The organism is Amycolatopsis sp. CA-211722, assembly GCF_056828465.1.
Genome location: NZ_CP184752.1, coordinates 2,648,163 through 2,668,873 on the forward strand (window position 1 = coordinate 2,648,163; position 20,711 = coordinate 2,668,873).

18 protein-coding genes are annotated in these 20,711 nt (G+C 69.7%); 9 read left to right on the forward strand and 9 right to left on the reverse strand.

Translation table 11 applies throughout. The annotated features are described in order from the left end of the window. Positions 1–21 precede the first annotated feature (21 nt). Entirely contained in the window at positions 22–588 is a 567-nt protein-coding gene (locus ACOCEP_RS13010; RefSeq protein WP_482337451.1) for a dihydrofolate reductase family protein, read from the forward strand. On the opposite strand, the gene ACOCEP_RS13015 is transcribed toward ACOCEP_RS13010, so the two are convergent. The 4 genes from ACOCEP_RS13015 to ACOCEP_RS13030 form a co-directional block, all read right to left on the reverse strand. Beyond that, positions 575–1,408, reverse strand: coding sequence for an SCO6745 family protein (locus ACOCEP_RS13015; protein ID WP_482337452.1), 834 nt, complete (start codon positions 1,406–1,408; stop codon positions 575–577). The two genes, ACOCEP_RS13010 and ACOCEP_RS13015, sit on opposite strands and share 14 nt — an antisense overlap. A 70-nt stretch (positions 1,409–1,478) precedes the next feature. Continuing rightward, positions 1,479–2,204, reverse strand: a complete 726-nt coding sequence (locus ACOCEP_RS13020; protein ID WP_482337453.1) for a dienelactone hydrolase family protein — start codon at positions 2,202–2,204, stop codon at positions 1,479–1,481. A gap of 169 nt (positions 2,205–2,373) precedes the next feature. Next, positions 2,374–3,582, reverse strand: a complete 1,209-nt coding sequence (locus ACOCEP_RS13025; RefSeq protein ID WP_482337454.1) for an amidohydrolase family protein — start codon at positions 3,580–3,582, stop codon at positions 2,374–2,376. A 60-nt stretch (positions 3,583–3,642) separates the two neighbouring features. Beyond that, on the reverse strand, positions 3,643–8,139 hold the full coding sequence (locus tag ACOCEP_RS13030) for a DUF6531 domain-containing protein (protein ID WP_482337455.1): 4,497 nt from the start codon (positions 8,137–8,139) through the stop codon (positions 3,643–3,645). A 156-nt stretch (positions 8,140–8,295) separates the two neighbouring features. Here ACOCEP_RS13030 and ACOCEP_RS13035 point away from each other — a divergent pair, with 156 nt between their 5' ends. From ACOCEP_RS13035 to ACOCEP_RS13045, 3 genes are all read left to right on the forward strand, one after another. Further along, positions 8,296–9,819 (forward strand): nucleobase:cation symporter-2 family protein, encoded by a 1,524-nt coding sequence (locus ACOCEP_RS13035; protein WP_482337456.1) that lies wholly within the window; start codon positions 8,296–8,298, stop codon positions 9,817–9,819. Between the two features lie 284 nt (positions 9,820–10,103). Then, entirely contained in the window at positions 10,104–10,307 is a 204-nt protein-coding gene (locus tag ACOCEP_RS13040; protein WP_005149851.1) for a cold-shock protein, read from the forward strand. A gap of 102 nt (positions 10,308–10,409) precedes the next feature. After that, complete coding sequence (locus ACOCEP_RS13045; protein ID WP_482337457.1) at positions 10,410–11,054, forward strand: GNAT family N-acetyltransferase; 645 nt, start codon at positions 10,410–10,412, stop codon at positions 11,052–11,054. Here ACOCEP_RS13045 and ACOCEP_RS13050 read toward each other — a convergent pair. Then, entirely contained in the window at positions 11,044–11,691 is a 648-nt protein-coding gene (locus ACOCEP_RS13050; protein WP_482337458.1) for a response regulator, read from the reverse strand. The genes ACOCEP_RS13045 and ACOCEP_RS13050 overlap by 11 nt on opposite strands. Further along, a complete protein-coding gene (locus ACOCEP_RS13055) occupies positions 11,688–12,890 on the reverse strand; it encodes a sensor histidine kinase (RefSeq protein WP_482337459.1) in 1,203 nt (400 codons plus the stop codon). The genes ACOCEP_RS13050 and ACOCEP_RS13055 overlap by 4 nt, the downstream gene beginning before the upstream one ends. Positions 12,891–13,030: 140 nt before the next feature. Between ACOCEP_RS13055 and ACOCEP_RS13060 the strand changes: the two genes are divergently transcribed. Further along, positions 13,031–14,119: an alpha/beta hydrolase family protein gene (locus tag ACOCEP_RS13060; RefSeq protein ID WP_482337460.1), complete on the forward strand. Its 1,089-nt coding sequence runs from the start codon at positions 13,031–13,033 to the stop codon at positions 14,117–14,119. On the opposite strand, the gene ACOCEP_RS13065 is transcribed toward ACOCEP_RS13060, so the two are convergent. Then, positions 14,116–15,072 (reverse strand): SDR family NAD(P)-dependent oxidoreductase, encoded by a 957-nt coding sequence (locus ACOCEP_RS13065; RefSeq protein ID WP_482337461.1) that lies wholly within the window; start codon positions 15,070–15,072, stop codon positions 14,116–14,118. The genes ACOCEP_RS13060 and ACOCEP_RS13065 overlap by 4 nt on opposite strands. A 66-nt stretch (positions 15,073–15,138) precedes the next feature. Between ACOCEP_RS13065 and ACOCEP_RS13070 the strand changes: the two genes are divergently transcribed. After that, positions 15,139–15,531 carry a MerR family transcriptional regulator gene (locus tag ACOCEP_RS13070; protein ID WP_482337462.1) on the forward strand — a complete coding sequence of 131 codons (393 nt, stop codon included), beginning with the start codon at positions 15,139–15,141 and terminating at the stop codon, positions 15,529–15,531. Positions 15,532–15,642: 111 nt separating this feature from the next. Further along, positions 15,643–16,629: an MCE family protein gene (locus ACOCEP_RS13075; protein WP_482337463.1), complete on the forward strand. Its 987-nt coding sequence runs from the start codon at positions 15,643–15,645 to the stop codon at positions 16,627–16,629. Positions 16,630–16,770: 141 nt separating this feature from the next. Here ACOCEP_RS13075 and ACOCEP_RS13080 read toward each other — a convergent pair whose 3' ends face one another. Then, positions 16,771–17,181, reverse strand: a complete 411-nt coding sequence (locus ACOCEP_RS13080; protein WP_482337464.1) for a hypothetical protein — start codon at positions 17,179–17,181, stop codon at positions 16,771–16,773. Beyond that, positions 17,174–17,539 carry a hypothetical protein gene (locus tag ACOCEP_RS13085; protein WP_482337465.1) on the reverse strand — a complete coding sequence of 122 codons (366 nt, stop codon included), beginning with the start codon at positions 17,537–17,539 and terminating at the stop codon, positions 17,174–17,176. Before ACOCEP_RS13085 ends, ACOCEP_RS13080 begins: the two co-directional genes overlap by 8 nt. A gap of 426 nt (positions 17,540–17,965) precedes the next feature. On the opposite strand from ACOCEP_RS13085, the gene lanKC reads away from it, so the two are divergent. After that, positions 17,966–20,509, forward strand: coding sequence for a class III lanthionine synthetase LanKC (gene lanKC, locus ACOCEP_RS13090; RefSeq protein ID WP_482337466.1), 2,544 nt, complete (start codon positions 17,966–17,968; stop codon positions 20,507–20,509). 37 nt (positions 20,510–20,546) lie between these two features. Next, a complete protein-coding gene (locus ACOCEP_RS13095; RefSeq protein WP_091598068.1) occupies positions 20,547–20,690 on the forward strand; it encodes a SapB/AmfS family lanthipeptide in 144 nt (47 codons plus the stop codon). The last annotated feature ends 21 nt before the right edge of the window (positions 20,691–20,711 follow it).

Here is a 20,711-nt window from a genome sequence, read left to right on the forward strand (position 1 = left end):
CGGAGCGAAGGAGGCCTTGTGATGAGCAAGGTGGTGCTGGATGTGTCGATGTCGCTGGACGGTTTCACCGCCGGGCCGAATGTCCGACCCGAAGAGCCCATGGGCGACGGCGGGGAACGGCTGCACGAATGGATGGCCGGGGCGGGGCCCGACGCCCGCGTGGTCGAGGAGGTGAACGCGATGGTCGGGGCGACGGTCATCGGCAGGCGCACCTTCGACCTCGGGCTGCGGCCGTGGGGCGGGACGCCGTGGCCCAGTGTCCCTAGTTTCGTGGTCACCCATCGGACCAGGGAAGACCTCCTCGGCGGCAACGGCGGCACGTTCGCCTTCGACGGGCTGGAGGCGGCGGTCCACCGTGCCAAGGACGCCGCGGGGGACAAGGACGTACTCGTGATGGGCGCCGACGTCGCCGGGCAGCTGCTGGCCGCGGGCCTGCTCGACGAGGTCTACCTCCATCTGGCCCCCGTGGTGCTGGGCCAGGGGACCTCCGTGTTCGCCGGGCGGCTGGGCGAGTTCGTCCCCCAGGGCGAATCTGTCGCCGGCGTCGCCACCCACCGGCGCTATCGCGTCGTGGCTACCACGGAATGACGGCCCGGATGGCGGCCGAGACCGGTTCGAGGTCGGCCACGAGACGATCGAGTTCGCTGGGGCTCAGGGCGTTGTAGGGCGCTTCCGCGAGCCGGTCGGTCATTGCCTCGACGCGCTCCTTGGTGGCCCGGCCGGAGTCGGTGAGCCACCCGTCGGACCCGATCAGGCCGCGGTCGCGCATCGCGTCCACGACCGCGGTCAGCCGTGCGGCGGGGAGATGGCCGACCCGGCCGTACTCGTTCGCGGGAATCCCGACGGACAGGGCGTGGAGCACGTGGCATTCGGTCCCGCCGACGCCTTCGGCCACCAAGGCGACGGTGTGGCCGTCGCCGCGGTGCTCACGCACCAGGGTGGCCGCGTGCCACAGCCGGGCCACGGGCTCCTCCGGGATCGGGAGCGTTCGGACCGCGGCGAAAAGGGCGCGTCCCTCCACCGGGGCGCTGGTCGCCGCTTTCAGCAGGAGATCGCCGGCGCGGCTGACGCCGGGTTCGTCGGCGAGGTCACCGAGGATCCGCCGCAGCCCCGCGACACAGCCGCGTTCGCGGGCGGCGAGCGCCGCCTCGGGCGTGGTCAGCTCCCAGACCTTCGGGAGATGCCGGGCCACCTCGCCCGGGGCGAAGTTGTAGAAGATCGCGTGGATCACTTCGGCGGGCACCGACCGGCCGAACGGCGCGGCCCGCCCGGCGAAGTAGGCGTCCCACGGGTTGCGGAGGCCGAGCGCCATCAGGGCCTCGTCGGACTCGTCGGCGAAGTAGGGGATCAAGCCGATGGGCTCGACCAGGTCGTACATGCGGCGGGCGACGGGTTCCGGGTGCGACATTCTCATCTCCTGGGGTCGTGGCGGCCTTGCGACTACCCCACGAACGGCGCACCCGGAAATCGACATCGGGTTATTTCAGGTGCCGGGTGATGAACCGGCCGGCTGAGTCGCCCTCGAAGTGCGGGACGCCGGTGTGGCCGCCCATGTTGGCGTGCAGTGTCTTCTCTTGCGAGCCGAAGGCGTCGAACAGATCAAGCGCCTGCTGCCGGTCATTCCCCTCGTCGTCCCATTGCAGCAGGACCAGCAGCGGGATGGTGACCTGCCGCGCCTCTTCGAGGATGCTGCGAGGCACGTAGCTCCCGGCGAACAGGACGGCGGCCCCGATCCGGGGTTCGACGACCGCGAGCCGCGTGGCGATGGCGATCACCCCGCCCGAGAACCCGACCGGGCCGCCGATTCCGGGCAGCGCGAGGAGGGCGTCCAAGGTGGCCCGCCATTCCGGGACCGCCGTTTCGACCAGCGGGAGGACGAGCCGGTCGACGATGTCTTCGGTGACCGGTTCGCCGGCCTTCAGTGCGCGCTGCAGGTCGGCGCGAGCCTCGTCGACGGCGGGGAACGGGGGCCGGTCACCGGCTCCGGGGAGTTCGATGGTGGCCGCGGCGTAGCCCGTCGCCGTGCAGGCCAGGGCCCTGGCCGCGAGCCGGGGGTACATCCTGCCGAGCCCACCGGGGTGACCCATCAGGATCAGCGGGGCGGGTGCGGCCGATTCGGGCGTCCACAGGATGCCGGGGATCTCGCCGAGGGTGAATTCGCGCTCGAGGGCGTCTTCGAGGCGTCGTTCGGAAGTGAAACGCATGGTCGTGCCTTTCGGGAGTGCGCGTGGAACGGCGCTCCCGGACGACCTATCGCCCGACCGTGACCCCTGAGGGGAGCACCCATGTCGAAATGTTCACGGGTACCACCTCCTCGTTCGCTCGCACGGCCTCCGGCAAGTTAGCAGCGGCCGCGATCGGGCGCCAACGGTTTTACCCGAGCACCGAAAGCCCGTCCGCCACGACGACGCCGTCGTGCAGCACCGTGCGGTCCTTGCCGCGGTCCATCACCGCGCTCGTCGGGGTCTCGCCGTCGACCAGCACCAGGTCGGCGCGGTCGCCGACGGCCACGCCCGGCCGGTCTTCGATACCCGCCAGCCGCGGGACGTCGTGGCTCATGATCGACGCGCCGCCCATCGTCGCGACGGCCAGCGCCATCTCGATCAGGTCGTCGCGGCGGAAGCCGTGGGTGAAGGCCAGCTGCCAGGTGCGGTCGAGCAGGTCGCAGTTGCCGTACGGGCTCCAGTAGTCCCGCTGGCCGTCCTCGCCGAGACCGACGCGCACGCCCGCGGTCGTGAGGTCCGCGAGCGACAGCTGCCCGTCGGTGGACGGCGCGACGGTCGCCATCGCGATGTCCAGTTCGGCGAACGTGTCGATCAGGCGACGGCTCACCGATTCCGAGATCGAGCCCAGCTCGTACGCGTGCGACATGGTGACCTTGCCGCGCATGTCCAGCGCGCGGACCCGTTCGATCACCAGATCGGTCGAGAACACGCCGAGGTGGCCGGGTTCGTGCAGGTGGATGTCGACCTCGACGCCGTACTTCTCGGCGAGCCCGAACACGACGTCGAGATGGCCCTTGGGGTCCTTGTCCAGCGAGCACGGGTCGATCCCGCCGACGACCGTGGCGCCCGAGCGCAGCGAAGCCTCCAGCACGTCCACGGTGCCGGGTTCCCGCAGGATCCCGGCCTGCGGGAACGCCATGATCTCGACGTCCGCGTGTTTGGCGAAGCGTTCCTTCGCGGCGAGGACGGCGTCGAGCTTTTCGAGCTTGCAGTCGACGTCCACCTGCGCGTACGTGCGCACGCGTGTGGTGCCGTTCGCGATCATGCGCTCCAGCGTCCCGGCGACGCGTTCGGGCAGCGGGACCTCGGCTTTCCGCCAGTTCTCGCGGTCGTTCAGCATCATCGCCCAGACCCCCGGCGCGCCGGTGTGCGGCCGGAACGGCAGCCCGATCCGCGTCGAGTCCAGGTGGACGTGCACGTCGCTGAACGACGGGAACAGCAGCCGCCCGCGCCCCTCGACCGTGTCCGGGGACGGCGTGGCGGCGGGATCGTGCGGCCGCACCGCGGTGATCCGGCCGTCGGCCACCTCGACGTCGCTGCGCTGTCCACCCCACGGGCGGACGTCACGGATCACCACGGGCACACCTTTCTCGCCGGACTCTCTTTGGTATACCAAATCCGGCGAGCGGCGGCAATGTCACTTGGTGTGCCGGTACGGGCGCGTGTGCCCGGTCTCCGCGTTGTGCTTGGTGATGTTGTCGATCCCCATCGATTCGAGCCTCGGATACTCGGTCACGTCGAACACGTTGTCCTCGCGGCGATGCGGATAGACGTCGTGTCCCTTGCCCGGCCAGTAGGGGAAGACCACGTGCGTGTCCTTGTTGGAGTTCTTGGCGAAGGTTTCGGAGACGTAGTCCCACTTCTCCTGGACGAGCGCCTTCCTCGGGTCGTTGGGATCGTTGATCCACCCGGGCATCTTGATGTTGTTGTCCTTGAGGGTTCCCTCGAGGGTGTTTCCGCCGTTCTGCTTCGCGATCTTGGTGGCCTTCTCCTCGACCGAGCCGAGGTACTCGTCCTCTTCGCCGCGCTTGCGCTTCTTGGTGCCGCCGGACCAGAAGAAATGCTTGTCCGCCTTCAGGATCTGGTCGAGCTTCGGCTTGAACTTCTCGAACTCCTCCTTCGACATCTTGTCGACGTCGATGGGAGGCTTCCGCGGGCTCCTCCGCAGCGGCTGGGGTTGCCCGCTGGGGCCGACCGGCTGAGGCCGCTGCTGGTTGCCCGGACCGCTTCGCCCGCAGGGCGGGACGAGGCCGAGCGGGTCGCCGATGAGCAGCGGCTGGTCGACGTAGCCGACGGGGTTCGGCGCGGCGGCGAGGCCGAGCGGGTCCTGGCTGAGGTACCGCGACGTCCTGGGGTCGTAGTACCGGAAGACGTTGTAGTGCAGCCCGGTTTCCTCGTCGCGGTGCTGGCCGGGGAACGCCAGCGGCATCGACGCGGTGTCGGCGCCGGGCAGCGGCACACCCCAGAAACTGCTGCGGTCCTGCCAGACCAGCGTGCCGTGTTCGTCGAGCAGTTCGGTCGGCGTGCCCGCGGGCGACGTGATCACGGCGCGGAACACGGCGTCTTCGAGGGCGCCCGTGCGCTCGATCTGCACGACGGGGCGGTCGTCGTCGTAGCGTTCCCAGGTCAGGAGCCGGTAGGACTCGTCGGCGGGGTCGTAGTCCATCCGCTCGACCACGGTCATCCCGCTCCACAGGAAGCGGACGTCGTGCGTGAGCTCGGCTTCGCCTTCCGGGCCGATCAGCCAGCGGCGTTTGGCGAACCGTCGCCCCAGCGGGTCGTAGTGGTAGGTCCAGAGCGCGCCGTCGGGGGTGCGCACGGAGCGCAGCCGGTCGAGGTGGTCCCACTCGTAGGCGCGGGCCTGGTCCGACACGACCCGGCCCCGCTCGTCGTCTTCATAGCCGTCGTCGAGGACGATGGTCCCCGCGGCGTCGTGGGCGAACCGTTCGACCCCGGCCGGTCCGCGCGCCTCGCTGACCCGGCCCGCGGTGTCGAAGGTGAGCTGCCAAGGCCGGATCGCGTCGTCGACGGCGGCGAGCCTGCCGTCCGGCCGATAACCGTAGACGCGCTGCCCGACGCCCGAGACGTGCTCTTCGGCGAGCCGGTCTTCCGCGTCGAACCGCCGCCGGAGCACCACGGTGCCGTCGACGGCGCGAGTGATCTCCCGCTCGGCGTCGTCGTAGCCGAATTCGACTTCGTGGCCGGCGATCCGCAGTGACCGTGGCAGCCCGGACGCGGTGAACCGCCACTCACTGTCCACCCCGGACGACGTCCGGCGGACGAGCACGTCGCCGTCGTGGCGCCAGCACACGCCGAGCCCGTTGATCGTGTCGACGACGACCCGGTCCCCGTCGTCGTGCACGAGTTCGACCCGCGATTCGGTGTTCTCGGCGACGGTCATCCGGCCGAGCGCGTCGTATTCGTACCGCGTGACGTCGTCCGGGGTGCGCCTGGCCACGACGTTGCCCGCGACGTCATAGTCGTACTCGGTCGCGTCACCGGTGCTGCTCGTCATGCGCAGCAGTTGCCCCGCCGCGTCGTAGTCGTACCCGGTCCGGCGGCCCTCGTAGTCGACCTCTTCGACGAGCCTGCCCGCGGCGTCGCGAACATAGCGCCAGGTGCGGCCGTTCGGGTTGGTCACCGAGGTGAGCCGCAGCTCGCCGTCGTAGGTGAACCGCGTGCGCGCGCCCGCGGCATCGGTCTCCGCCAGGACGAGGCCGAACGGGCCGTACTCGCGGCGCCGCGCGGCACCCGCCGCGTCGCGGTGCTCGACGACGTGGCCTTCGGCGTCGTGCACCCACGTCTCACGGCCGCCGTCGGGGCCCAGCCGCCAGGCGCGGCGCCCGTCGGCCGTCCAGCCGAGCCTCGCCGCGCCGCCGGAGGCCGTGTACGCGAGGCGGGGGCGGCCGAACAGGTCGCGGTCGCCGGGGCGGTCCGTCACGGGAGCGTCGGTCAGCGGGTCGGGCGCGTCCGGGATCTCCACCGGCATCCCGGTGCCGACCAGCGTGGTGGCCGGGTCGAACGCGGGGACCGTCCGCCGGACGTCTCCCGCCGACAGCCGGACCTCGCCGTCGGCGTGGGTCAGCAGCACCGTCGATCCGCCGGGGCGGTGGACGGCGGCCAGTTCGCCGTCCTCGCCGTACTCGTAGCCGGTCTCCCGGCCCAGTTCGTCCACTGTGGACAAGAGCTCGTCGCGCCGGTTCCAGGCGTAGCGCTGGGAGTTGCCCAGCGGATCCACGCGTTCGATCAGCTGCCTGGCGTCGTTGAGGCGGTACGTCCAGGTGTGGCCGGCGGCGTCGGTGTGCCGCGTCGTACCGGGTTCGTAGGCGAACGTCGCGTTGTAGTAGCCGCTCGCCCCGACGGCGCGGACGCAGCGGCCGGCGTCGTCGTAGACGTAGCGGTACCAGGTGCCCGTGCGGTCCTTCCAGCCGACGAGCCGGTGCCCGAAGTCGTAGTCGAGGGTCATCGGGCGGCCCGCGTAGTCCGAGACGACACTCAGCTGGCCGAGCCGGTTGTAGGAGAAGCGCACCAGTGGCGGCTGTCCGGGAGCACCGAGCGCGACGATCCGCCCGTTCGCGGTGCCGATCGCGAGTTCGACGCCGTCGTCACGGCGGAGTCCCACGGGCGTTCCGTCGGGCGCGTAGGCGAACTCGGTGCGGGCGCCGTTCTGTTCGATGGCCGTGAGCGGAAGGACCCGGCCCGCCCCGGCGAAGAGCAGTTCGCGATCGCCCATCGACAGGCGGTAGCCGTCCGCCGCGCGGCGCAGCCGGTGCCGAGGGCCCTGCACCGGCAGGACGGGGACACCCGCCGGGACGGGATAGGTCAGCACCATGCCGTCTTCGGCGTGGAACAGGACGCGGTCGCCGTGGAAGGTCAGCCGTTGGTCCATTGTGGACGTCCAAGATGGACCGAACCAGCGGCCGGCGGTGTAGGACGACAGATGTGTCCGGGAGAGCTCGAGTTCGGCCACGTCGCCGGGCAGTGTCACGTCGACCTGCTTCATGACGACCTCGCCGGTCGCGACGTCGACGGGGTCACCGCAGTAGTTCTTGGAATCCGACGACGTCGAGCGGTCGCCGTTGCCGTCCTTCTTGGTGGTGTCGGTGTCACCGCCCCGGTCGCGCGTGCCACCGCCGCCGCCAGTGCCGCTGGTGTTCGTCTGGTCGTTGTCGCTCTTGGTGTTGGTGCTCTTGTCGTTGGCGGGGCCGTCGTTGCCGCCGCCCGGCCTGCCGTTGCCGTCGGCGCTGGAGCTGGTGGTGCCTTCGTCGATCCCGCGGTCGTTGCCGCCCTTGGTCTTGGGCGGCGGCGGGGCGTCCACCTTGCCGCCTTGCAGCTTGCGCAGGGCCTTGGCGGCGTCGTCGAAGAGCGTGTCGGCCTTCTTGAGCAGCGGCATCAGGCCCTTGAGCGCCTTGACGAGCTTGGTGGTGAGGTCGGCGATCTTCGAAGCGGTCTTGGCGACCGCGGTCACCACCTGCGGCACCACCCAGGTCAGGCCGATACCGAGGGTGAACAGCACCTGCAGCGCCCAGCTGATGAGGTGACCGACGAGTTCGGCGATGATGTCGCGGACCAGGGTGCGGACGGCGGCGACGACCTCGCCCGCGGTCTTGACCCCGCTGGAAGCTCCCTCGCAGCCCTTCTGCGCGGCCGTGAGCACGGTGACCGTGTCCTGTGACCGTTCGCGGTAGCGGTCCGCGGCGTCGCCCGCCCACGTCTGCAGGTCGGCCTTGACGAGGTCGGTCAGATCCGTGCCGATGGCGCCGAGTTCCTTGGCGATGTTGGACCAGGTCTCGGCCTGCGCCTTGATCTGATCGGCGTCGCCGGTCAGCGCGTCGAGCGCGTCGGAGAGCGGGCCGACGTGTTCGAGCAGCCAGCCGACCCCCGCGGCGAGGATCGAGCCGAACGGGTCCATGGCCATCGACAGCGCGTCGAGAGCCGTCCCGACCGCGCCCATCGCGACCGCGGCCCAGTCGCCCTTCTCGATGCCTTCCTTGAGGTCGATCGCGGATTCCAGCAACGGGACCCCGGAGTGGGCCTTGGTGGAGTCCTGACGCTCAGCGACCAGCGGATTCGCCATGTATGCCGTCTTTCCTGCCTCGGGATCCTCACCGACGGGGCAGACGATTTCTACCATCGCCGCACCCGGGGCTCCCCGCGCGGAACGGATCTTTGTCCGCCCGCCGGAAGGACGACCCGTACGGGCAGGGTCTTGCAAGTTCTGCTATGTGGAAGTTAACCTCCGCAGATTGAAATTGCCCGGCATCGCTCGCTTCTATCGAGAGGCGGATCCATGGTGAAGAGGACGCGGGCCGAAGCGGCCGCGAGCGGCAGGCCCGAGGACGAACGGCTCGGGATCGGCAAGAGTTTCACTTACGGCGTCCAGCACGTCCTGACGATGTACGGCGGGATCATCGCGCCGCCCCTGATCATCGGCGGCGCCGCGGGCGTCTCGACGGCCGAGATCGGGCTGCTCGTCGCGTCGTGCCTGTTCATCGGTGGTCTGGCGACGATCCTGCAGTCGTTCGGCATCCCCTTCTTCGGCTCCCGGCTGCCGCTGGTCCAGGGCACCTCCTTCGCGGGCGTGGCGACGATGACCGCGATCGTGGCCGACGGCGGGCTGCCCGCCGTGTTCGGCTCGGTGATCGCGTCCGCGGTGCTCGGCCTGCTCATCACCCCGGTGTTCTCCCGGCTGGTGAAGTACTTCCCGCCGGTGGTCACCGGGACGGTGATCACGGTGATCGGGCTCAGCCTGATGCCGGTCGCGGCCCAGTGGGCGATGGGCAACAACACCAAGTCGCCGGAGTTCGGCTCGGTCTCCAACATCGGCCTGGCCGCGATGACGCTGGCGATCGTGCTGCTGCTCAGCAAGGTCGCCGTCCCGGCCATCTCGCGGCTCTCGATCCTCCTGTCGATCGTGGTGGGCACCGTGCTGGCCGCCGTGCTGGGCAAGGCCGACTTCTCCCAGGTCTGGGACGGCCCGATCTTCGCGGTGCCGACCCCGTTCGGCTTCGGCGCGCCGACCTTCGACGTCGCCGCGATCGTGTCGATGTTCATCGTCGTGCTGGTGACCCTCACCGAGACCACGGCCGACATGCTCGCGGTGGGGGAGATCGTCGGGACGAAGGTCGGCAAACGCCGGATCGGCGACGGGCTGCGCGCCGACATGGCGTCCTCGGCGGTCGCGCCGGTCTTCAACGGGTTCATGCAGAGCGCGTTCGCCCAGAACGTGGGGCTCGTCGCGATCACCGGCGTCCGGAGCCGGTTCGTGGTGACCGCCGGCGGCGTGATCCTGCTGGTACTGGGCATGCTCCCGGTGCTCGGCCGGGTGGTCGCCGCGATCCCGTACCCGGTGCTGGGCGGTGCCGGGCTGGTGCTGTTCGGCACCGTGGCGGCGTCCGGCATCAAGACACTGTCCAAAGTGGACTACAACGGGAACATGAACCTGGTGATCGTCGCGGCCTCGGTCGGGCTGGGCATGGTCCCGATCGCGGCGCCGGAGTTCTACCACCACTTCCCGGCGTGGGTCGGCACGATCTTCCACTCGGGGATCAGCTCCGCCGCGCTCATGGCCGTCGTGCTGAACCTGCTGTTCAACCACCTGAGGCCGGCCAAGGCGGGCGGCGACCCGTCGGTGTTCGCGACCGCGACCAGGGTGATCGACTACTCCGACCTCAAGGCCCTCTCCCGGCTCAAGGACGGCGACAAGATCGTCGACGGCAAGATCGTGGACGTCGAGGGCAACCCGGTCGAGGTATGCGACGAGGACGGCAAGCCCGTGCCGTACCGGATCGGGTCCGAGCCGGACGCGCACTGATGCGATCGGGCGGTCCGCTGCCCGAGTGTGCAGGTCGGGAGTGTGCGAGGTCGCCGGCAGGTGTCCCCAATGTGGCTTTGGAGACGCTGACTGTCCCCAATGTGGCATTGGGGGCGCGGGGCGGTCCGGCCCACCGGGTGACCCGCCGAGGGTGACCTTGACCTGGCGATCTGCACGAATTTGCGACGGCGACGTGTGTTACCGGGCAAGACCTGCGAGAATGGTCCCCGAGATCGGGGCATCGAATGAGCTCAGACTCGCTATGAAGAGCAGGTAGAAAAAGTATGGCTCAGGGCAGCGTTAAGTGGTTCAACGGCGAAAAGGGCTTCGGCTTCATCGCTCAGGACGACGGCGGACCGGACGTTTTCGTGCACTACTCGGAGATCCAGGGCAGCGGCTTCAAGTCCCTGGACGAAGGGCAGCGCGTCGAGTTCGAGATCGGCCAAGGTCAGAAGGGCCCGCAGGCCCAGCGCGTCGTCGCCATCTGACTTTCTTCACACCGAAGGCCTCCATCCGTACCGGGTGGGGGCCTTCGGGCGTTTCGGCACCCGATATCGTCGGAGCATGCTTGTGATCGTTCGTGAGCACCCGTGCGGCCGGACGCGGTGAGCCGCTCCGCCCTGGAGCCCGAGCAGGTCGGGCGGAAGGTGCGGTTGCGCGAGGTCGGGCTGGGGGATCGCCGGGTCCTGATGGGCTTCGACCGTGACATGGCCCGCGAGGCGACACCGCTGCTCGGCGGCGGGCACCGGCACTGGGCCTCGCACCGCTCGGGGTCCTCCGGCGACGACATCCACTTCGGCATCGAGACGGTGCGCGGCCGGATGCTGGTCGGTTCGGTCTGCACCATCGGCGCCGACCCGGTGACCGGCCGGTTCGGCTACGGCATCGGGATCGCCCCGCGCCACCAGCGCTGCGGATACGCCACGGACGCCATCACCGTCCTCCTGGCCCACATGTTCGGGCAGCGCGGCTTCCGCAAATGCGAGGTCAGCGTGTACGGCGGCAACCTGGCCTCGCTTTCGCTGCACGGCGGTCTCGGCTTCCGCGAGGAAGGCAGGCTGCGTGACACGGAGGTGGTGCGCGGCGAGATCAAGTACCTCGTGCGGATGGGCATCACCGCCGAAGAGTTCGCCGCGCGCCCCGTGGACAGCCTCGCCGACCTCGGCAGGCGCGGCCAGCACCGGCGGCCCCGGCGCGGCAAGCACTGGCGCACGCCCGCCGCGCTCAGCGGCTGATCATCCCGGATTCGTAGGCGAAGACGACGGCCTGGACACGGTCGCGGAGGCCGAGTTTCGTGAGGATGCGGCCCACGTGGGTCTTCACCGTGCCGGGTGAGAGGAACAGCAGTTCGGCGATCTCGGCGTTGGACAGGCCTCGCGCCAGTTGCCGCAGCACCTCGTTCTCCCGGTCGGTGAGCAGGGCGAGCCGGTCGTCCGCCGGCGACACGGGCAGGCCGGTGACGACGCGGTCGAGCAGCCGCCGGGTGACGGTGGGCGCGAGGGTCGCCTCGCCCGAGGCGACCACCCGGACACCGGCGAGCAGATCCGGCGCCAGCGCGTCCTTGAGCAGGAAACCGCTGGCCCCCGCCTGGAGCGCGGCGTAGACGTATTCGTCCAGGTCGAACGTGGTCAGCACCAGGACGCGGGCACGATGGGCGGCGGCGATCGCGGCGGTGGCCTCGACGCCGTCCAGTTCGGGCATCCGGATGTCCATGAGCACGACGTCGGGATCGAGGTCCGCCACCAGCGCGACGGCCTCCGCGCCGTCGCCCGCCTCGCCGACGACGTCGATGTCGTCCGCGTTGTCCAGGATCATCCGCAGTCCGGTGCGCACGAGGGCCTGGTCGTCGGCGATGACCACCCGGATCGTCATGTCGGCAGGGTCGCGCGGACGGCGAACCCGCGCTCCGGCCGTGGTCCCGCGTCGAAGGTGCCACCCAGGACGTTCACCCGTTCCCGCATCCCTTCGAGGCCGTGCCCGGTGCCGGACGGCTGTTCCGCCACGACGCCGTCGTCGGTCACTTCGATCTCCAGCGTCCCGGGGCCATAGCGCATCACGATAGCCGCCGACGCGGCCGGACCGGCGTGTTTCAGCACGTTCGTCAGCGCCTCCTGCACGATCCGGTAGGCCGCCAGGTCCACTGTGGACGAAAGTGGCCGGGGTTCCCCTTCGACGCGGAACTCGACCGGCGTGCCCGCCGACCGGATGTCGGCGGCCAGCCGCGGCAGGCGCTCCGCACCGGGCCGTGGCTCCCAGTCCGGCTCGTCCTGGCCGAGCGCGCCGAGCAGCCGCCGGATCTCGCTCAACGCGGTGCGCCCCGTGTCGACGATGGCGTCCAGCGCCTCCCGCGATCGTTCGGGCCGCCGGTCCAGCTCCGCTTGGGCGCCTTGGGCCTGCAGGACCACCACCGACAGGGCGTGCGCGACGACGTCGTGCAGTTCGCGGCTGATGCGGCCGCGTTCGGCGGCCACGGCCAGCGCGGCCTGGGTGTCGCGCTCACGTTCGAGATCGGCGGCCCGTTGCTCCAGCACCGACAGGCGGACGCGGCGCTGCCGCGTGTTCAGCCCGGCGAGCCACGCCACGCCGAGCGACAGGCCGATGGCCGGGAAACCGCCCCAGTCCTGCACTTGGTGATCGTCGGCGTCGGTGACGACCGGGGCCAGCCGATCGATGACGATGAGCCGCGGCGGCATCGGGACGGGGGTCCGCGTGTTCGCTTCCGAGGCGTAGAAAGACCACGCCCCGGCGACGAGCAACCCCGCGGCCAGCAGGCCGGCGGAACGCCGTCGCGACCCCCAGGCCGCGACGGAGAAGAGACCGATCAACGCCACGACGTCGACCGGTTTGAGGTCGTTGCCCATGGCCAGATGCAGGAGCGAAGCCGTACCCCCGGCCGCGAAGGTGATCGTGGGGTTCCGGTGCCGGACGAGCAGAGAAGCCAAGGCCGCCAAGGAGACCAGCCACCACTCGAAACCCTCCGGGTCGTCGGCCGAGACCACAGTGGACAGTCCGATGAGGATGGTCAGGCCGCGGTCGACGGCTCTCGGGTGATTCCTGAGGAAGGCCAGCACCACCCGAGCGTAATCGGAGGAGCGGGCCGCGCGAATCCCTCTCGCGGCAGACCCCGGGATACGACCTGCGGCAGACGCGCGAATACGGCGCCGGGCTCCAGCCTGGTCTCAGGAAGATCCTCGACAGAAACGGAAACCTCATGAGAAGGCTTCTCGTCGCGCTGGCCGCCCTCGCCGGCATGGTGTCGTTGGCGAGCCCGGCCGCGGCGACCCCGCGCCTGACGCTGCCGCCGCCGACCGGCTCGCATCCCGTCGGCTCCACCGATCTCCACCTCGTCGACCGCTCGCGCCAGGACCCTTGGGTGCCGTCCGGGCCGCGCGAGCTGATGGTGTCGATGTTCTATCCCGCGCTGGTGCCGCTCGGCCCGAAACGGCCCTACCTCACCTTGGCCGAGGCCAAGGCGTTCCTGACCGAATCGGGCCTCCCCGACGTCGACCCCGCGCTGGTCGCCGGAACCAGGACCAGCGCCAGGGTCGACGCCCCGCCTCTGCCGGGGAAGCGCGCGCTCGTCGTGCTGTCGCCGGGATTCGGCAAACCGCGAACGACGCTCACCGGGCTCGCGGAGGAGCTGGCGAGCCGGGGGTTCGTCGTCGCGCTGATCGGCCACAACCACGAGTCCCACGGCACGGCCTTCCCGGACGGCCGCGTCACCGAATGTGCCGCGTGCGGGTCGGATTCGACCCTGCTCCCGCCGATCCGCTCGGCGGACGTCTCGTTCGTCCTCGACACGCTGACCGGTCCTTCGTCGCGCTGGTCCCGGCTGATCGACCGGACCCGCATCGGGATGGCGGGGCATTCCATCGGCGGGTACAGCACGCCGGCCGCGATGGTCGGCGACCGGCGGATCCGCGCGGGCGCGGACCTGGACGGCAGGCTGTGGTCGCCGATCCCCGCGTCCGGGATCGACCGGCCGTTCCTGCTGCTCGGCCGCGAAAGCGAGTACACCCCGGCCGGACCGGACACGACGTGGGCGGGCAGCTGGCCGAACCTCACCGGCTGGAAGCGCTGGATCAGCGTCGCGGCGGCCGGGCACGCGTCCTTCACCGACGTCGGCGTTCTCGGTGAGCAACTCGGGCTCGGCAAGCCCGGCCTGCTCGGTGGCGAGCGCGGGATGGCGCTGACCAGGACTTACGTCTCCGCGTTCTTCGACAGGAACCTGCGTGGCGGGCATCAGCCGCTGCTGGACGGGCCGGTGCCGGGCAACCCCGAGATCAAGTTCTGGAATTAGCCCAGCGAGGTCCCGGTGAGGCGCTCGGAGAGCTCCCAGAGCCGCGCGGCCTCACCGGGATCGACCGCGTACGGGCGCACGCCGACCCATTCGCCCTCTTCGGGGGCGAGCTCGGCGACGTCGCAGTCCTCGCAGTAGAGCCCGCCCATCCCGTCGAGCAGCGGTGACGTCGCCGCCCAGACCTGGGTGGCCGCGCCCTGCTCCGGCGTTTTGAAATCCGGGTCGGCCTGGTTCCCGTGTTCGTCGATCCAGCCACGCTCGACCATCTCCTCGTGGCGCAGATGCCGCTGCAGGGGAGTGAGGATGGCGCCTGGATGGAGGCTGAACGCGCGGATCCCGTGGTCGGCGCCGAGAGCGTCCAGTCGCACCGTGAACAGCGCGTTCGCCGTCTTGGCCTGGCCGTAGGCGAGCCAGCGGTCGTAGCCGCGCTCGAACTGGACGTCGTCCCACCGCATCGGCGAGGAATGGTGCCCGGCGGAGGACACCGTCACGACGCGGGCGCCGCCGGCCGCCTTCAGGGCGGGCCAGAGCCGGCTCACCAGGGCGTGGTGGCCGAGGTGGCAGATCGCGAAATGCGACTCCCAGCCGGGGCCGACCCGCCGTTCCGGCGCGGCCATGATCCCGGCGTTCGCGATCAGCAGGTCGACGGGCCGGCCGGTGCCGAGGAACCGGCCGGCGAAGGCCTCGACGCTCGCCAGATCGGCGAGATCGAGCTCGGAGACCTCGGTACCGGAGATCCCGGCGAGCGCGGCCTCGGCGTCGGCCGGGCGGCGCGCCAGGACGACGACGTGCGCGCCCGCGTTCGCCAGCGCGCGCGTGGTTTCCAGGCCCAGCCCCGAATATCCGCCGGTGACGAGGGCGAGCCTGCCTGAAAGGTCGATGCCGTTCAGTACTTCTCCTGCGGTGCTGCGCGCGCCGAAGCCGGAGCCGATCTTGTGTTGTGCGTTGGTCATGGGGCGGACGTTAGGAGCTAGAGGGCTCTCTAGGTCAACACCGTCGAGGGCGCTACCGTCGGTCCGGTGACGGAACTCGCGATCGGCCAGGTCACCGCCCGGACGGGCCTCAGCGTGCACGCGCTTCGCTTCTACGAGAAGGAAGGGCTGCTCGCGGCGCCGGTGAAACGGGACGCGAACGGCCGTCGTGTGTACACCGACCAGGACGTCGATTGGCTGGTGAACTGCACGAAGTTCCGGGCGTCGGGAATGCCGCTGGCCACCATTCGCGAATTCGCCGAACTGGTCCGGCAGGGGCCGGGAAACGAGGAGAAGCGGCTGGAGCTGCTGCGGGATCACCAGAACACCGTGCGGGACCGGATCGCCGAACTGGCCGATTGCCTGGAGCTGATCAGCCGGAAGGTCGAGATCTACGAGGAGCACGTCGCGCGCGGGACGGCGGACGGGCTTTGGCGCTAGCGCTATGTCCATAGTGGACAGACGTTGCCACCCGATCGGTGCAACGTTTCGCCTGGCGATGGGCAGGAGCGGCCCCTAAGCTTTGCCGCTCGTGACCTGCGAGGTGAGGCGATGAGGTCCTTCGGCGCGGTGGATCCGGTGAAGCTGGCGCTCGCCGGGCTCACCACGATGGCCCTCGGGATGGCGGCGGCGCTCAACGCCGACGCGCTGCCGGTGATCGGCGGCGGCACCACCTATTCCGCCGAATTCTCCGACGCGGGCGGGCTGCGCGCGGACAACGACGTCCGGATCGCCGGGGTGAAGGTCGGCAAGGTGTCCGAGATCGAGCTCGACGGCGATCGCGTGCTCGTGTCCTTCCGGGTGAAGGACGCCTGGGTCGGGGACGCCACGAGCGCGTCCATCCAGATCAAGAACGTGCTGGGACAGAAGTACCTGGCGCTCGATCCGCGCGGCGAAGCGATCCTCGATCCCGGCGATCCCATTCCGCTGCGGCGGACCACCGCGCCGTACGACGTCCTTGAAGCGTTTCGGGATCTGTCGAAAACCGTCGACGCCATCGATGTCGGCCAACTCGTGAAAAGCTTCGACACCATTTCGGAGACCTTCGCCGATACGCCCGCCGACGTCCGCTCGGCGCTCGACGGGATCTCGAAGCTCTCCGGCACCATCGCCTCCCGCGACCGGCAACTCCGGACGCTGCTCGCGAACACCCGGCAGGTGTCGCAGACCCTCGTCGACCGCGACACCGAGGTCCAGCGGCTGATCCGGGACGGCGACGCGCTGCTGCGCGCGATCTCCACCCGGCAGCAGGCGATCAAGGATCTGCTGGACGGATCGAAACGGCTCGCGACCGCGCTCGACGGCATCGTCGCCGACAACGACGGCCAGCTCGGGCCGGTGCTCGACCAACTCGACCGGCTGACGTCGATGCTCCAACGCAACCAGGATTCACTGGCCAAGGGGATCGCCGCGTTCGCCCCGGCGATCCGGGTGCTCACCAACGTCGCGGGCAACGGGCGCTGGATCGACGGCTACCTGTGCGGGCTGGTCCTGCCCACGTTCGGGCCGCTCAACGAAAAGGGCTGCTTCGACAAGTGAGCTGCGTGGGCAAAGTCGTGACTCGCGTGATCAGAGGCGCGACTCGCGTGATTGGAGGCGTAACTCGCGAGTTACGCCTCCAATCACGCGAGTTACGCCTCTGATCACGCGAGATACGTCTTCGATCACGCGAGTTCGGTGTCAGGGCTTCGTCCGCCGCAACCAGTACAACCCGATCACCGGCAGGACCAACGGGATGAAGAGGTAGCCCTGCCCGTAGACCGACCACACGGTGGCGTGCGGGAAGGCCTCGCGGTCGAAGAGGCTGAGGGTGCCGATGGTCAGCACTCCGACCAGTTCGACGGCGCAGGCGATCAGCGCGACCCGCCACCAGCCGGCGCCGCGGCGGGCCAGCGCGACGGTGGCCAGGAGATAGACGACGGCCGCGAACGCGGAAAGGGCGTAGGCCAGCGGGGCTTCGTCGAACTTGGTGCTGATCTGCACGGCGGCGCGTGAAGTCGCCGCCAGCGCGAAGATCGCGTACACGGCGACCAGGATCCGTCCCGGGCCGGAAGCCTTGTCCACCGTCTTCTCCTCGGTTTCCTCACGCACTGGCGCCCGCCCACACCTCGTGCAGCCGCAGCACCATCACCGGGATCGCGAGACAGGCGATGCCGAGGATCACGGTGCTCGACCGGGTTCGTTCGGCCAGCGCCCAGACCGTCCCGAGCGGGAGTACGACGAGGCAGCCGATCAGGTAGGCGAGATAGGTGGCCATGCTGCCCGGGGTGCCGCCGCCGATCAGCAGCACGACCCCGATCACGAGCTGGGCCACCAGCTGGGCTTCGACCACGGCGAGGCCGCCGAGCAGCGCGTTGTCCGGGAGCTTCTTGCGCGCGGCCTGGACGAAACTCCACGCCGCGACCAGCGTCGCGCAGATCGCGACGGTCACCGCGAAGCCTGTGATCACGTCGGCCTCCTTACCTGCTCCACCGGCGACAACGTACCTCCGCGCGGATCACCGCCGACGGGCGACCGGTGGGGTGCGTGGCGGGCGCCACGCACCGGCGCACTGGTCCAGACCTCGGGTGAATAGATCACGAAGCGCGTTCGGTTGGCGCACTGTCAATTCGGTCGCGCGTTATTGTGATCGCCGCCCGTACCAGGGATTACGCCGCCGGTTCGTTCCTGTTACACACCGACCGGGTGGTTGAAATACGAGTTGATCTCACGCTGGGTACTCCTACCATTCGGTAGATTTCGAATTCACGTCCCTGAACAGCCGAGCCGAACCCCCGATATGGCGGATTGGCCGTTCGGGGTCCGGCGGGTGGAATATTCTCCATCGCGATGGTGCACATGGCCCATCCGATTGGTGCCAAGGAGGGGGCGCTCGATGGACGTCCGGTACGAAGCGTATTGCTTCGCCGATCCACTGTTCTTCGATGAGCAGCGGGAAACCGGGGACGCCGCCGACGATTTCGCCTCCCTGTTGCCCGCTCCCGAGGCGGGCTGGCGCACCGGGGTGCGCGGAGTGTGGCGGCTGCTGCACCCTGTTGCTCGAAACCTTCCCTTGCAGGGCTGGAAAATCCACGTTTCAGCAGGTTTGGGCAACGCCGAGCGAGTGCTCGTGAAGGTGCACGAGCATTGTGTCGAGCACGGCGTGTCCTACAAGCATCTACGCTCGCGGAGCACCCTGCTGGCAAGGAATTCGAAATACGCTCCGCGCGACGGCAGCGGCAAGTTACTGACTCTTTATCCGGCTGACAACAACGAGCTCGAGCGCGTTCTCGCCGGGTTGTCGGCGAAGCTCGACGGTGAGCCGGGGGCTTACATTCTCAGTGATCTTCGGTATGGTGCCGGGCCGCTCTACGTCCGCTACGGCGGATTCGCCGAGCAATGGGTCGAACTCGACGGCAAGCGGGTCCTCGCGGTGCGCAAACCGGATGGGACCCTGGTCCCGGACAAACGCGAGCCGACCTTCTCCGTACCCGACTGGGTGACGATTCCGGAGTTCCTCGCGCCTCATCTCGCGGCTCGCAAGAGCGGCGGCGCGGATCAGTTCCCCTATCAGGTGAAAAGCTCACTGCACTTCTCGAACGGCGGCGGCGTGTACCTCGCCGACCGGAAGACCGACGGCGAACGGGTGGTCCTCAAGGAGGCGCGGCCGTTCGCCGGCCTGGACCGTGACGAGGTCGACGCCGTCGAACGGCTCCGCCGCGAGCACGAGGTGCTGGAGCGGTTGAAGGGCATCGACGGCATCCCCGCCACCTACGACCGCTTCACCGTCTGGGAGCACCACTTCCTCGCGATGGAGTACATGCCCGGTGTCTCGCTGGGCAACTGGCTCGCCCGCAACTACCCGCTCACCAGGCGAGACACCACCGAAGCGGACATCGCCGCGTACACCGAACGCGCGCTGTCGCTGGTCCGGCGGGTGGAGGCGATGGTCGGCGAGGTGCACGGCCGCGGGATCGTCTTCGGCGACCTGCACTCGCTCAACATCCTGGTCGACGAAGAGGAAAACGCCGTCTCGCTGATCGACTTCGAGATGGCGTCCGACATCGAAAGCGGCAAACGGCCCGCCCTCGGCGCACCCGGCTTCCGCGCCCCGCGGGACCGGACCGGCTTCGAGGTCGACGAGTACGCGCTCGCCGTCCTGAAACTGTGGATCTTCCTGCCGCTGACCACGCTCCTCGAGCTCGCCCCGGCGAAGCTGCGCGGGCTCGCGGACTTCGTCCAGCAGCGCTTCGACGTCCCGGAGGGCTACGCCGACTCGATCGTCGCCGAGCTCGCGCCCCGGAACGTGCCGCCGCTGACGAGCGCGACCGAGCTGGACCAGGACAAGCCGGACTGGGCGCTGGTGCGCAAGCAGATCACCGAGGCGATCCTCGCCAGCGCGACCCCCGAGCGCACCGACCGGCTCTTTCCCGGCGACATCGAACAGTTCCGCGTCGGCGGAGCGTGCTTCGGCTACGGCGCGGCTGGCGTCCTCCACGCGCTGAAAGCGACCAGCGGCGAGCGCCACCGGGAGCACGAGCGCTGGCTGCTGGACTCGATCCGCCGCGACCCCCCGGGACGTCCGGGGTTCTACGACGGCTCGTACGGGATCGCGTACGTCCTCGAAGAACTCGGGTACCGGGACGAGGCCACCAAGCTGCTGACGGCGTCGGCGACGCTGGTCGAGCAGACCACCGACCACGGTCTGGAAGGCGGCCTGTCCGGAATCGGGCTCACGCAGCTGCACTTCGCGGTGACCCGCAAGGACAACGAGTTCGGCAGGCAGGCGCTCGCCACCGCCGTCCGGCTCGCCGAAGCGCTCGAAACCGCCGCCCCGCCCGGGGACTTCGGCAGGGCCGGGCTGCTCAACGGCTGGTCCGGTCCGGCGCTGTTGTTCGTGCGGCTGTTCGAGCGCACCCGCGAAGAGGGCTGGCTGTCCTTCGCCGACCAGGCGTTGGAGCGGGACATCGAGGAGTGCGTCGAATCCGACGACGGCTCGCTGCAGGTCCGCGACGGTGAGACCCGGACGCTGCCCTACGTGGGTGTCGGCAGCGCCGGGATCCTCATGGTCGCCGAGGAGCTGGCGAAGCACCGTCCCGACGCGAAGGCGTTGAAGAGCCTGCCCGGCCTGCGTGAAGCGTGCCGCGGGGAGTTCGTCATCCATCCCGGTCTGCTGTTCGGCCGAGGCGGGCTGATGACCGCGCTGGCCATGGGCGCCGAACCGGACCAGCGGGTCCGCGACGCCATCGACCTGCATCTTTCCCGGCTGGCCTGGTACGCGGTGCCGTACAAGGGCGGCCTGGCGTTCCCCGGCAACCAGCTGCTGCGGCTGTCGATGGACGTCGTCACCGGCGGCGCGGGCGTCCTGCTCGCACTGGCCGCCACCCTGGACGGGAAGGCCGCGCTGCCGTTCCTGTCCTCCCGAACTGCTGTCCAGTGAGGACGGCGGACCAAGATAACTAGTGAAAGGGAACACCATGGAACTGGTTCTCGACCTGCAGGCCCTGGAAACCCCCGAGGTTCTCGAGGGCGGCGGCGGTGGCAGCCACGGCGGCGCGAGCAACCTCAGCCTGCTGGCCTCCTGCGCCAACAGCACCGTCAGCCTGCTGACCTGCCACTGAGTCACGGCTGATCACTGAAGG